General features: G+C 69.7%; 13 protein-coding genes. 5 read left to right on the forward strand and 8 right to left on the reverse strand.

Annotation, left to right across the window (positions count from 1 at the left end; translation table 11 throughout):
* Positions 1-89: 89 nt before the first annotated feature.
* Positions 90-407: a YnfA family protein gene (locus AB6807_RS07215; protein ID WP_116907459.1), complete on the reverse strand. Its 318-nt coding sequence runs from the start codon at positions 405-407 to the stop codon at positions 90-92.
* 357 nt (positions 408-764) lie between these two features.
* Between AB6807_RS07215 and AB6807_RS07220 the strand changes: the two genes are divergently transcribed.
* From AB6807_RS07220 to AB6807_RS07235, 4 genes are all read left to right on the forward strand, one after another.
* Positions 765-1,166, forward strand: coding sequence for a GreA/GreB family elongation factor (locus tag AB6807_RS07220; RefSeq protein ID WP_116907851.1), 402 nt, complete (start codon positions 765-767; stop codon positions 1,164-1,166).
* A 404-nt stretch (positions 1,167-1,570) separates the two neighbouring features.
* A complete protein-coding gene (locus AB6807_RS07225; protein WP_371084033.1) occupies positions 1,571-2,461 on the forward strand; it encodes a CsgG/HfaB family protein in 891 nt (296 codons plus the stop codon).
* A 312-nt stretch (positions 2,462-2,773) separates the two neighbouring features.
* The gene (locus AB6807_RS07230) at positions 2,774-3,502 is read left to right on the forward strand and encodes a response regulator transcription factor (protein WP_116907850.1); all 729 of its coding nucleotides are present in this window, start codon (positions 2,774-2,776) and stop codon (positions 3,500-3,502) included.
* Position 3,503: 1 nt separating this feature from the next.
* Positions 3,504-5,435: a sensor histidine kinase gene (locus tag AB6807_RS07235; RefSeq protein ID WP_371084034.1), complete on the forward strand. Its 1,932-nt coding sequence runs from the start codon at positions 3,504-3,506 to the stop codon at positions 5,433-5,435.
* Between the two features lie 30 nt (positions 5,436-5,465).
* On the opposite strand, the gene AB6807_RS07240 is transcribed toward AB6807_RS07235, so the two are convergent.
* From AB6807_RS07240 to AB6807_RS07260, 5 genes are all read right to left on the reverse strand, one after another.
* Positions 5,466-5,768: a hypothetical protein gene (locus tag AB6807_RS07240; RefSeq protein WP_116907456.1), complete on the reverse strand. Its 303-nt coding sequence runs from the start codon at positions 5,766-5,768 to the stop codon at positions 5,466-5,468.
* Positions 5,769-5,799: 31 nt separating this feature from the next.
* Positions 5,800-7,284, reverse strand: coding sequence for a DegQ family serine endoprotease (locus tag AB6807_RS07245; protein WP_116907455.1), 1,485 nt, complete (start codon positions 7,282-7,284; stop codon positions 5,800-5,802).
* 113 nt (positions 7,285-7,397) lie between these two features.
* Positions 7,398-8,789 carry an ATP-binding protein gene (locus AB6807_RS07250; protein WP_371084035.1) on the reverse strand — a complete coding sequence of 464 codons (1,392 nt, stop codon included), beginning with the start codon at positions 8,787-8,789 and terminating at the stop codon, positions 7,398-7,400.
* Positions 8,790-8,898: 109 nt separating this feature from the next.
* Positions 8,899-9,558, reverse strand: coding sequence for a response regulator (locus tag AB6807_RS07255; protein WP_108134257.1), 660 nt, complete (start codon positions 9,556-9,558; stop codon positions 8,899-8,901).
* Between the two features lie 61 nt (positions 9,559-9,619).
* Positions 9,620-10,390 (reverse strand): IclR family transcriptional regulator C-terminal domain-containing protein, encoded by a 771-nt coding sequence (locus AB6807_RS07260; RefSeq protein WP_116907453.1) that lies wholly within the window; start codon positions 10,388-10,390, stop codon positions 9,620-9,622.
* Between the two features lie 154 nt (positions 10,391-10,544).
* On the opposite strand from AB6807_RS07260, the gene pobA reads away from it, so the two are divergent.
* Positions 10,545-11,726 carry a 4-hydroxybenzoate 3-monooxygenase gene (gene pobA, locus AB6807_RS07265; protein ID WP_371084036.1) on the forward strand — a complete coding sequence of 394 codons (1,182 nt, stop codon included), beginning with the start codon at positions 10,545-10,547 and terminating at the stop codon, positions 11,724-11,726.
* Positions 11,727-11,743: 17 nt separating this feature from the next.
* Here the strand turns inward: pobA and AB6807_RS07270 are convergent, their stop codons facing one another.
* Together AB6807_RS07270 and AB6807_RS07275 are read right to left on the reverse strand one after the other, a co-directional pair.
* On the reverse strand, positions 11,744-12,166 hold the full coding sequence (locus AB6807_RS07270; RefSeq protein WP_371084037.1) for an SRPBCC family protein: 423 nt from the start codon (positions 12,164-12,166) through the stop codon (positions 11,744-11,746).
* 2 nt (positions 12,167-12,168) lie between these two features.
* Positions 12,169-13,089, reverse strand: coding sequence for a helix-turn-helix domain-containing protein (locus AB6807_RS07275; protein ID WP_371084038.1), 921 nt, complete (start codon positions 13,087-13,089; stop codon positions 12,169-12,171).
* Between the last annotated feature and the right edge of the window lie 28 nt (positions 13,090-13,117).

Below are 13,117 nucleotides of genomic sequence, written 5' to 3' on the forward strand. Positions count from 1 at the left end.
GAGGAGCCAAAACAAACCACTCCGGTGGTTCCTGAATGCCTCGCTACTCTCAAGGTAGCGAGGCATTTCCTTTTGTGGCGCCGCACCGGCTACCGCGGCTGGAACGCGATGAGCCCCATGCCGACGAAGCACACCGCCACGCCCACCGCGTCCCACGCCGTCGGCCGCATGCCGTCCACCGCCCAGAGCCACGCAATGGCCACGCCGATGTACACGCCGCCATACGCCGCGTACACGCGCCCCGCCGCGGCGTCATGCAAGGTCAGCAGCCACGCGAACGCGGCAAGTGCGACAGCCGCAGGCACCAGCAACCAGGCTGAGCGATCCTGCTTCAGCCAGAGATAAGGCAAGTAGCAGCCGACGATCTCGGCAAGCGCCGTCGCAACATAGAGAAGAAAAGTCCGCATCGCTCGATTGTGCGGGGCCGCGCAACGCTTACCGGCAAGGCACGTGAGGCCATTGCTTGGCCGCTTCGCACCCACGCACCTACACTGGCTTCGATGTCCCCCTGGTCCACCTCACGCAAGCACCCTGCCCTGTGCGCAACCCTGCCCCTGGCAGCGGTTCGCGGTGCGGGTGCTGCGGGTGTGGCCATCGCGGCGACCACGGAAGTCTTGCGACGCACCCGCGCACTTTCCTGAGCCCGGCGGTCCGCTACCCTTCTTTCTGATGCGCGAACCATTGACCGCCGGGCACCCGCCGCGCGGTCGCGACGCCGTCTTGCTTCTTCATGCAACCGGCGACGCATTCATTTGGAGTGCTTCATGCTTGCAACCATTCACGGGGAGCGCACGCTCACCGAACTCGACGTCGTCCGTCTCGAAAAACTGACCGGCCACGCGCCGCCCGCGGCGCTGGCCGCGTTGCTCGATGCCGCCGACGTGCTGCCCTCGCGCGAGGTGCCCGCCGACATCGTCACCATGAACTCGCAGGTCGAGGTCGAAGACCCGGCCACCCGGCAGCGCCAGAAGATCACGCTGTGCTACCCCGGCGACGCACAACCCGGTGCGGGTTTCGTCTCGGTGCTGTCGCCCGTGGGCATCGGCCTGCTCGGCGTGAAAAGCGGCGCGCTCGCGCGCTGGGACATGCCCGGCGGCGCGCAAGGCGAAACACGCGTGGTCGCGGTGTTGTTCCAGCCCGAGGCCAGTGGCGACTACGCGACTTGACCGCCCACATGTAACGTCCGGCACGCCGCCAGACAGCTGTTTTCCCTCGACAGCCGGCACCAGCGCGCCCCACTGTTACCTAAATGTTTAAAAACGTTTCCTGAGTAATAATCGCCTCGCTCCGCGCACCGCCCCTCGGGCAACCTGCCTGTTCGACCTTGCGGCCGGAGCGATCGAGGACTCGGGTTGCCACCACCCACGCGTCCCCGATTCGGACCCTGGGCCGTGCCCGCAGGCACATGACTTTCGGCACTGGCATGCCGAACTCTCGGGTCGTATCGTCGCGCGGTCGCCGGCGGCGCGTCGAATCGGGAGGTCGTACAGGCCATGGCAATTCCGTCTTCGGTTTTGACAAGTGACGCCCGCCACGGGCGCCGCATTCTTTTCACTTGACAGACCAGGACATGGCTTTTTCCAAACTTTCTCTCGCAAGCGCACTCGCCGGCCTGCTGGCCCTTTCGGGCTGCCAGACCATGGACATGCAAATGGGCAACCCGTCGGCCAAGACCGTGGCCACGGGCAGTGCCGCCGGCGCCGCCACCGCCGGTGAAAGCAGCCAGCTCGAGCGCTGCGACTCGCCGCTCGGCACGGTGTCGCTCATCGAGAACCAGAGCGCGGGCTGGTACACCGTGCTCACCGGCGAATACAAGCTGCCGCCCACGGCCAACCTGCTTCGCCTGCTGGTGCAGCAGTCGAACTGCTTCGTGGTGGTCGAGCGCGGCGCGGCCGGCATGAACGCCATGACGCGCGAACGCGCGCTCCAGCAGTCGGGCGAAATGCGCGGCGGCAGCAACTTCGGCCGCGGCCAGATGGTGGCCTCCGACTACGGCCTGTCGCCCGAAATCGTCTTCAGCAACAGCGACGCGGGCGGCCTCGGCGGCGCGCTCGGCGGGCTGGTCGGTGGCGGCCGCGGCCGTGCCATCGCGCAGCTCGGCGCGAGCATGCAGACCAAGGAAGCCAGCGCGCTGCTGACCCTCATCGACAACCGCTCCGGCGTGCAGGTGGCGGCCGCCGAAGGCAGCGCATCGAAGACCGACTTCGCGGGCTTCGCCGGCCTGAGCGGCCTGTCGGCTGCCGGTGGCGTGGGCGGCTACACGCGCACGCCGCAGGGCAAGGTGATTGCCGCGGCCTTCATGGACGCGTTCAACCAGATGGTTCGCTCGCTGCGCAACTACAAGGCGCAAACCGTGCGCGGCCAAGGCCTCGGCGGCGGTGGCCGGCTGGGCGTGGACGGCGGTGCGGCGCCGTCGCAAACCTCGGCCCCGGCGGCCAGCACCAACCGCCGTCGCAAGTAAAAACACCAGGGTCTTCGGTCGCACGACTGGAGGCTTGCCCGTTGCGCACATCGCGCCCGTCCAGGCAACTGGACGGGCGCTTTTGCTTGGGTGCCGCACTGCGCGATTCGCCCGCGCAAAGCAAGCCCACCGAAAGCCGTAGACCGCCTCCCCCGTATATAGGATGGGCAGCGCACCGGGCGACACCTACCCTTTGCGCATACTTCTTGCCGCTCGCACTTTCGCTCTTCGCCCCCTGAGGAATCCCTCCGCCATGCGCCTCGTCTTCACTCCCTGCATGCCCGCATGCAGCCTTGCCGCAGCGGCGAACGCATGACCGCGGACACCCAAGTCGCCCTGGTCGAAGACGACACCGGCATGCGCGAGCGCATCGCGCGCGTGGTCGACGCGGACCCCTCGTTGAGCCTGGCCTACAGCGCCTCCAACGCGGGCGAAATCCTTCACTGGCTGGTCGACAACCCGGTCGACGTGCTGCTGGTGGACCTGGGCCTGCCCGACCGCCCCGGCCTGCAGGTGATCAGCCAGTGCCGCCACATGCAGCCGGCCTGCGCGGTGATGGTGCTGTCGATCTTCGGCGACGAGGCCAACATGGTCCAGGCCTTCGAGGCCGGCGCCAGCGGCTACCTTTTGAAGGACGGCACCGAGGCCGACCTGGCCACCCACATCCGCCACCTGCGCGCGGGCGGCTCGCCCATGTCGCCGGTGATCGCGCGCAAGCTGCTGCGCCGCTGGCAGGCGCACTCGGCGCTCCCCGCATCCGCTTCCCTGCCAGCGACCGCCACCGCATCGGCGTCTGCTGGGTCCCCGCAGCAGGCCGCGACAGGCGCGCGCCCCGCCTCGGCGCCCGAGCGCCTCTCGCCGCGCGAGTTCGAAGTGCTCGACCTGGTCTCTCGTGGTTTCACCTATGTCGAAGTGGGCGTGCAGATGGGAGTCTCCGCATCGACGGTTCAAACCCATATCCGCAATATCTACGGCAAGCTGGATGTGCACAACAAATCGGAAGCCGTTTTCGAGGCACGCAACCTCGGCTGGCTTCCCTAGCGTGAGCGCCACAGTCCTGCGCAGGCTGCTGTTCGCGGCGCTGTGCGGCCTGTTCACGCTCGGCACCAGTGCAGCGCAGGCAGGCGAAGCCGCCCCCGCAGGCGCCCTGGACGTGAACACGGCCGAAGCCGTGCTCGAGCCCGACGGCCTGCCCGCGCAAACGCGCCGCGTGACGCTGCCGTTTCGCTGGGACCACGAGTTTCCCGGCCTCGGCGGCAAGGCCACCTACCGCATCGACCTGCCCGCGGCCATGCCGGGGCACGCAGCCCTGCCGGGCCATGCAGCCATGCCAGCCCACGCACCCGCGGCGCTCCTGATGTCGGGCGTGGGCAACCAGGTGAGCATCGCCTTCAACGACGCGCTCGTGGCCAGCTACGGCACGCTGGGCGACCCGGGCCACGACGCATCGAAGAGCAACCTGCTGGTGCCACTGGCCGCCGCCCTGCAGCGCGAAGGACAGGCGCAGTCGCTGGTGGTGCGCACCACCGTGCAGCGCCAGCGCGGGGCGGGCCTCGCCAGCATCCAGTACGGCACCGAGGCCTCGCTGGCGGCGCTCTATCGCTCGCAGCAGAACTGGCGCAACACCTCGGCCATCGTCTATGCCGTGAGCCTGGTGCTGATGGGCGGCCTGGCCGGCGGGCTGTGGCTGCGCCAGCGCGATGCGCTGTACGGCTGCTTCGCGCTGGCAGCGCTCTCGGGCGTGGCGCGCAACCTCGACCGCGTGTGGCCCGACGTGCCCATTCCCTGGCCGTTGTGGGGGGCGGTGGTGGCGGTCTGCTACGCCTGCCACATCGGGCTGATCGCGCGCTTCGTGCTGCTGGTGCTCGACCGCAACCCGCCGTGGCTGGTGCGCGCCATCTACGCGGCGCTGGCGCTGTCGGTCGCGCTGGCCTGCACCTCCTTCGCGTTCGCGCTGCCGGCGCTGTGGACCGGCGGCCTGGTCATCCTGCAGGCGACCAGCATCGTGTGCCTGCCCTACGTGATCCATGGCGCGCTGGTGGAGCACCGGCGCATCGCCGCGGTGCTGATGGCGGCCGGCACGGGCGCCATCCTGGCCGGCGCGCACGACCTGCTGCTGGTGCGCATGGGCCTCTTCGGCGGCGCGTACTACACGCTCACGGCGCACGCGATGTTCTTCTTCGTGATGATCCTGGCCGGCCTGGTCGTGGAGCGCTACAGCCGCACCGTGGCCGACTACAGCGCGCTCAACGCCAACCTCGCGGCCCGCGTCGCCGAGCGCGAAGAGCAGCTGCGCGGCGCCTTCGAAACCGTGCGCCAGCAGCAGCAGGAGCAGGCCGTGCTGCTGGAGCGCCAGCGCATCATGCGGGAGATCCACGACGGCGTAGGCTCGCAGCTGGTGGGCCTGCTCAACGTGGTGACCCAGCCCGCACCTGACCGCGGCGTGGTCGAGGAACACGTGAAGCTCGCGCTCGACGAGATGCGCATGGCCGTCGATTCGCTGCAACCCACGCACGACGACCTGCCCACCGTGCTGGCCACGCTGCGCTACCGCTTGCAGCCGCGCCTGGACGCCGCGGGCATCGAACTGGTGTGGAACGTGGCGGTGATTCCGCAGCTGGCGCCTTTCGCCGCGCAGGCCGCGCTGCAGCTGCAGCGCATCCTGCTGGAGGCCTTTACCAACGTGCTGAAGCACGCAGGCGCCACGCGCATCGTGATGCAGGCGGGCTGGCATGGCGAGGCGTCGCCACCGCTGGTGCGCATCGTGCTCACCGACAACGGGCGCGGCCTGCCGGCGGCCCCTGCGGACGGCCGGCCCGCGGGGCATGGCATTGCCAACATGCGCGCGCGCGCCCAGTCCATCGGGGCGCGGCTGTACATCGAGAACACGCAGGAAGCACAGGAAGCAGAGGATGCGCAGAACACGGGGCGCGGCACGCGCGTGCGCCTCGACTGGCCCTGCGCCCTACCCTGAGCAGCGACACGAGCCGCCGTCGAATCGGAATCAGCGCAGCGCGAACGCCAGCGTGACCGCGCCCAGCGCCAGCAACCCGAGCCCGGCGATGAACACGCCCTCGCCCCAGGCCTCCAGCCGCGCGCCCGCGCGCTGCGTGCGCATCGAGATGAACGACAGCAACGCGCTGGCCAGGAAGACCAGCGCGTCGACGGCCAGCAGCCGGTCGATCAGCAAGCGCATGTCGTCGCGCGGCCCCAGGTGGCCGATGGACATCACCGTCATGCACACGCCGATCATGGTGGCCGACGTGGGCAGGATGTGCGCCGACAGGCTCCTGGCGGACTGAGTCATGGGGCGCGCGCCAGGAGCCGTGTGAGCGAACTCAGCCGATGCGCACCGGCACGAAGATCTTGTCTTCGCCGCGCTGGATCAGCAGCGCCACCGACTTGTTGGTGGCCTTGGCCACCACCTCGCGCACCTGCTCCACGCTCTGCGCCGGCGTGCCGTTGATGGCCAGCAGCACATCGCCCGCCTGCACGCCCGCCTGCGCCGAGGGGCCGGCGGCGTCTTCGATGAGCAGGCCGGTGTCTATCGAGGCCTCGCGCTTTTCCTGCGGCTGCAGCGGGCGCAATGCCAGGCCCAGCTTGCCCTGGCCGGCGGCCGCGTCGGCCTTGGCCACCTGCGCCGGCTTGTCGCTCGCATCGCCGAGCTTGGCCTGCAGCTCCTGCCGCTCGCCCTGGCGCCACACCTCGAGCGTGACCTTCTTGCCCGGCGCCTGCTGGCCGATCACCGCGGGCAGGTCGCCCGAGGACACGATGGGCTGGCCGTCCACGCTGCGGATCACGTCGCCCGCCTTCAGGCCGGCCTTGTCGCCAGGGCCGCCCTTCTCGATGTTCGAGACCAGCGCGCCTTCGGGCTTGTCGAGCTTGAACGATTCGGCAAAGGCCTGGTTCACCTCCTGCACCGCCACGCCGAGCCGCGCATGCGTGGCCTTGCCGGTGGCGACGATCTGGTCCTTCACCTGCACCGCCACGTCGATGGGAATGGCGAACGACAGGCCCTGGTAGCCGCCGCTGCGGCTGTAGATCTGCGAGTTGATGCCCACCACCTCGCCGCGCGTGTTCAGCAGCGGGCCGCCGGAGTTGCCGGGGTTGACGGCCACGTCCGTCTGGATGAAGGGCACATAGCTGTCGTCGGGCAGCGAACGGCCCTTGGCGCTCACCACGCCGGCCGTCACGGTGTTCTCGAAGCCGAAGGGCGAGCCGATGGCCAGCACCCATTCGCCGACCTTCAGGTCCTTGGTGTTGCCCAGGGCCAGCGTCGGAAGGTTCTTGGCGTCGATCTTCAGCACCGCGATGTCGGTCTTGGCGTCGGCGCCGAGCACCTTCGCACGGAACTCGCGGCGGTCGGTCAGCTTGACGGTGACTTCCTTTGCGTCCTTCACGACGTGGGCGTTGGTGATGATGATGCCGCTGGGGTCGACGATGAAGCCCGAGCCCTGCGCGCGCACCGGCACGTCGCGCTCCTGCTGCTTGCCGCGCGGGTTCATCTGGCCCTGGAAGCGGCGGAAGAACTGGAACATCGGGTCTTCGGGGTCGATGCCCTGCACCTCCGCCGCGGCCTCGTCGTCCGACGCCTTCATGGTGCCGGTGACGCTGATGTTGACCACGGCCGGGCCGTCGCGCGTGGTGATCGTGGAGAAGTCGGGCAGCGTGACCATGGCCGCGGGGGCGCTCACTGCGGCGTTGGTGGTCGGGGCCCCCACGGCGCGCGCGCTGGTGTAGGCACCGGCACCGACGGCACCGATCACGCCCGCGCTCGCCAAGGCAATCACCAGGGCGCGGGGCGAAGTCAGACGGGAGATCATTTGTCGGTCCTTTCAATGCGTATCAACGCAAACACGATGAAAGGAATGTCGTCTCCCTGGCTTAAACGCCGCTTAAACGCTGCCGTGAAACGCCGCTTGAACCGTGCGGGTGTTCAGTCCGCCGCTTTTGCGCCCCGCGATGAAGATGCCGAAGGCGCGAACACCACGCGCACGCGCAGCCCGCCCAGGCTCGGAGAGGCGTCGAGCGACACGCTCGCGCCGTGCAGGTCGGCAATCGACTTCACGATGGCCAGCCCCAGCCCGCTGCCGGGCGCCTGCGTTTCGCCGGAGCGGTAGAAGCGGTCGAGCACGCGCTCGCGCTCGGCCGGCGGCAGGCCCGGGCCGCTGTCGTCGACGGTGAGCTCCACGGCGCCGTTGCCTTGTGCCGCGGTCGCGGCAGTGTTGGCGGTGATGGCGATGTCCACACGGCCTTCCGGCGGCGTGTACTTCACCGCGTTCTCCAGCAGGTTTCGCAGCAGCATGCGCAGCGCCTCCGACTGGCCATCGACCACGGCCGCATCGGCATGCGTGATGCCGATGTCGATGCCGCGCGCCTGCGCCGCGGCCACGGCGTCGGACACTGCGAGACGTGCCACTTCGGAAAGGTCCACCGGCTCCGGCGTGGCACCGGCGGCCATGCTGGCCTCGTGGCGTGCCAGCGCAAGCATCTGTTCCACCAGCCGCGTGGCGCGGTCGATGCCAGCCACCAAGCGGCTCACGGCCAGGTCGCGCGAGGCACCGTCGGGCGCGCGCTGCAGTCCCTGCACCTGCAGCTTCAACGCGGCCAGCGGCGAGCGCAGCTCGTGCGCGGCGTCGGCCACGAAGTGCTTCTGTGCGTCGAAGGCGTGGCGCACGCGGTCGAACAGCAGGTTCAGCTCCTGCACCAGCGGGCGCACCTCCTCGGGCAGGCCCTCTTCGCTCACCGGCGACAGGTCGTCGGCCTGGCGCGACGCCACCTGCTTGCGCACGCGCGCCACCGGCGCGAGCGATCGGCTCACCACCCACCACACGACCAGCATCAGCAGCGGCGCCATCAGCGCCACCGGTGCGATGGTGCGCAAGGCCAGCGTGCCGGCCATGTGGCGGCGCGCCGCCATGTCCTGCGCCACCTGGATGACCAGCCCGCGCGTCTGCATCGAGAACACCCGGTAGGTGGTGCCGCGCGCGTGCACATCGGCAAAGCCCAGCACCGCGAGCTGCGGCAGCGCAGCCTCTTCCGCCGACTCGAAGATGCGCGTGCCGTCGGCCGTCCACACCTGCACCACGAACTCGAAGTTCTGCTCGCCGGTGCCGATGCCGCCGACCGCCGCGCTGGGCGGCAGCCCCGCACGCAGCGACAGCGCCATCTGCTGCATGTGGTAGTCGAAGATGTCGTCGGCCTCCGCGAGCACCGTGCGGTAGGCCACCAGCGCCTGCGCCCCCGCGGCCAGCACGATGGCCGCGAGCAGAAACCACAGCAGGCGTGCGCGCAACGAACCCGTCAACGAACCGATGACCCTGCTCATGCAAGCCCCCTTCGCGGGACGACACGGAACCGGGTTTGCCGGGCCGTAGGCGTCGCCCCCGGAAGGGGGTTGGCGAAGCGACACGACGTGCGCGAAGCCTGGGGGTGAGTCATAGTTTCGGCACCATGTAGCCGACGCCGCGCACGTTGCGAATGAGCTCGGCCCCGAGCTTCTTGCGCAGGCCGTGCACATACACCTCGACCGCGTTGCTGCTGATCTCGTCTTTCCAGCTGTAGAGCTTTTCTTCCAGCTGGGCGCGCGACAGCACCATGCCGGGCCGCGCCAGCAAGGGCTCCAGCACGGCCCATTCGCGCGCCGACAGCACCACGGGCTGGCCGGCCACGGACACCTCGCGCGTAGCGGGGTTGATGCTGACGCCCATGTGCTCGTACACCGGCTCCGCGCGCCCGGCCGCGCGGCGCAGCAGGGCGCGGATGCGCGCCAGCAGCTCGTCGAGGTCGTAGGGCTTGAGCACGTAGTCGTCGGCGCCGGCGTCCAGGCCTTCGATGCGCTGCTGCACCGAGTCGCGCGCGGTGGCGATCAGCACCGGCATGCGCTGCTTGCGCGCGCGCAGGTTGCGCAGCACTTCGAGGCCGTCGCGGCGCGGCACGCCCAGGTCGAGCATGACCAGGTCGTACTGCTGGGTGCGCAGGGCCGATTCGGCGGCCTCGCCGTCTTTCACCCAATCGACCGCGTACTGCTCGGCACGCAGCAGGTCGAGCACGGCTTCGCCGATCATCACGTCGTCTTCGAGGAGGAGGAGTCGCATGGTTGTGTCCCTTTGCGGAATTCGAGGCGCGGCCCGGGGCGAAAGTTCAGGGGCCGGTGGACTACAGGAGCGAACGCACTTCGCGTGCCGCTTCGAACAGCAGCGGCAGCATGTCGCGCTGCAGCGCCTCTTCCTGGTAGCGGGTGCCCGACAGCACCACGTTCAGCGCGGCCACCGTGTGGCCCTGCATGTCGCGCAGCGGCACCGCCAGCGCCTGCACGCCGAGCTCGTGCTCTTCGCTGGCAAAGCAGTGGTCGTCCTTGCGCGCGCGCGCCACCAGCTGGCGCAGGCCGCGCGCCTGCGTGACGGTCTGCGGCGTGAGCCGCGCCAGGTGCCGCCCCTTGAGCCACTGCGTGAACTGGGTGGGCGGCATGGCCGCCAGCAGCACGCGGCCGGTGGACGTGGCATGCGCCGGCAGGCGCGCGCCCAGGTGCAGGCCGTATGCCAGCACGCGCGTCGGCGTGCCGTAGCTGCCGCTGCGCGCCACGATGACCACCTCTTCACCGTCGAGCACCACGGCCGAGAACGACTCGCCCGTTTGCGCCGCCAGCCGGTTCAGCGTGGGCTGCAGCGCGCGCGGCAGCCGTGAAGAGGCCAGGTAGCTGCCCGAGAAGCGCAGCACCTTGGGCGCCATCCAGAAATAGCTACCGTCGGTTTCCAGGTAGCCCAGGTGCGCCAGCGTCAGCAGGTGGCGGCGGGCGGCGGCGCGCGTGAGGCCGGCGCGCTCTGCGGCCAGCGTGGCGTTCAGGCGCTGGCGCTCGGTGTCGAAGCTCTCGAGCACGGCCATGCCCTTGGCAATGCCCTCGATGAAGTCGGCTCTGGCAATGGTCATGCGGGCGGGTGCGGTGGCTTGAAACAGGGGGCGGATGGAACTGTTGCGCGATGATCGCGCACGCGTTCGCATGATCGCACACAGCCTCCGCAGCGGCCACCCCGGCGGCGCGCCCGCGCCCTACGCTCCGTGAAACCCTATCGGAGACACGAACATGCGCACCCAGGTCGCGATCATCGGCGCCGGCCCCGCCGGCCTTCTGCTCGGGCAGCTTCTGCACAAGGCTGGCATCGACAACGTCATCGTCGAACGCCAGAGCAGCGACTACGTGCTCGGGCGCATCCGCGCGGGCGTGCTCGAACAGGTCACCATGGACCTGCTGGCGCGCGCCGGAGTAGACGCCCGCGCCAAGGCCGAGGGCTTGCCGCACGAAGGCATCGAGCTGCTGTTCAAGGGCGCGCGCCACCGCATCGACATGCACGGCCTCACGGGCGGCAAGCAGGTGACGGTGTACGGCCAGACCGAGGTCACGCGCGACCTGATGGAAGCGCGCACCGCCGAAGGCCTCGCCACCATCTACAGCGCCGCGAACGTGAGCCTGCACGACTTCGACTCCGCCAGGCCGCGCGTGCGCTACGAAAAAGACGGGCAGACGCACGAGCTCGAATGCGACTTCATCGCCGGCTGCGACGGCTACCACGGCGTGAGCCGCGCCAGCGTGCCGGCCGACGCCATCCAGACCTACGAGAAGGTCTACCCCTTCGGCTGGCTGGGCGTGCTGGCCGACGTGCCGCCGGTGTCGCACGAACTCATCTACGCCAACACCGAACGCGGCTTTGCGCTGTGCAGCATGCGCAGCGCCACGCGCTCGCGCTACTACGTGCAGGTGCCCACCGAAGAGCGCGTGGAAAACTGGAGCGACGAGGCCTTCTGGAACGAGCTGCGCGCGCGGCTGGACCCCGAGGCGCGCGAGCGGCTGGTGACCGGCTCGTCGATCGAGAAGAGCATTGCGCCCTTGCGCAGCTTCGTGGCCGAGCCGATGCGCTTCGGCTCGCTGTTCCTGGCGGGCGACGCGGCGCACATCGTGCCGCCGACCGGTGCCAAGGGCCTGAACCTGGCGACGGCCGACGTGGGCTACCTGTCGCGCGCGTTCGAGATCTTCTACGGCGAGAAGTCGGCCTCGGCGCTGGACCGCTATTCGGACCTTTGCCTGCGCCGCGTGTGGAAGGCCGAGCGCTTCTCGTGGTGGTTCACCTCGCTGATGCACCGCTTTCCCGAGACCGGCGCCTTCGGCCAGAAGATCCAGGAGGCCGAGCTCGACTACCTGGTGCGTTCGCACGCGGCCTCCACCTCGCTGGCGGAAAACTACGTCGGGCTGCCGCTGGAAGACTTCTAGGCGCAGGACGCCAGACGCTAGACGGCCATGCTGGCGGGGGCGGCGTGCCCCTCCAGCGCGGCCTTCATGGCCGCCCCGCCCTGCGCCATCATCGGCTCGATGTAGGCGGCCATGGCGTCGGGCAGCACGTCGGTGATCCAGACGAAACGCGAGCGCCCTTCGCCCTCGTCGAACACCTGTGCCGAGGCGTGGTGGTGGGCGGCCTTGCCGCCGGCCACGGTGTAGGCCAGCCGGCGGTGCGCATCGTCGAGCCCGACCAGGGCCTCGCGCGCGACGAGGCCGTTGGCAAAGGTGAGCACGCGGGCGCCTTCGGCGTCGATGTGGCACGCAGTGAGAAAGCCCGGCGCGAGCCGCGTGTGCACCGCGCCGAAGTCGCGCAGCGCGTTCCACACGTGGGCGGCATCCGCCTCGACGACGAATTCCTTGTAGATGGTGGCCATGGTCAACCTCGCTTCAAAGTGACGGTGCCCTGCCCGATGGCATGAAACGGCATGAGCGGGCGGCCATCGTCGCGCAGCGCGGCAATGCGGTCTTGGAAAATCTTGCGCTCGCCCTGCGCGGCCTTGCGGAAGGCGCTGGGCGACACGCCCGCCGCGCGATGAAAGGTGCGCACGAAGTTGCTCAGGTCGGCAAAGCCAACGTCCAGCGCCACCTCGGTCACGGGGCGGTGGCGGTCGTCGGCCAGCAGGCGCGCGGCATGGCGCAGCCGCGAACGCACGAGGTACTGGTGCGGCGTGACGCCCAGCACCTGCGAGAACACGCGCAAGAAATGGAAAGCGCTCAGGCCCGTCTCGGCGGCCGCCCGGTCGAGGCCGATGTCGCTCGCCGAATGGGCGTCGATCCACATCGCGGCATCGACCGCGCGGCGCCGGTCGCGCGGCGTGGCGGTGGCAGCCACCGGGCGCTTCTTGCGGTCGCCCACCAGGTCGACGAAACGGCTGGCGAACCACATGCCCAGCTCATCGAGCCCGACGTCGCCATGCCCCTCGGCGGCAGCTTGCGCCAGCTCGCCGAGCACCACGAGTTCGGCCAGCGGCGGCACGCCGCCGGTGCGCCAGGTCTTGCGGTCGCCCCCAATCAGCTCGACGAAGCCCGGCGACAGGTGAAAGGCCAGGCACTCGTCGCCGCAGACGTGGTTGTCGTGCGTGCACATGTACTCGTCGCCCGCGCAGCCGACGAGCACCGACCCGGCCACCAGCTCATAGGCCCGCCCGCGCGTGCGGTAGCCGAAGCTGCCCTTGCGCACGTACGAGACCGAGTGGCCCTCGTGCAGCTCGGTGAAGGGCCTGGCGTCGGGGCCGGCGTCGCAGCGGTAGCTGGCGATGCGGATCGCGTCGGTCTTCAGTTCCGACAGCACGAGCATGGCCTGTGCCTTTCTGTGCCTTTGTTCA

The sequence above is a fragment of the Variovorax sp. RCC_210 genome (genome assembly GCF_041355175.1).
Classification (GTDB): domain Bacteria; phylum Pseudomonadota; class Gammaproteobacteria; order Burkholderiales; family Burkholderiaceae_C; genus Variovorax.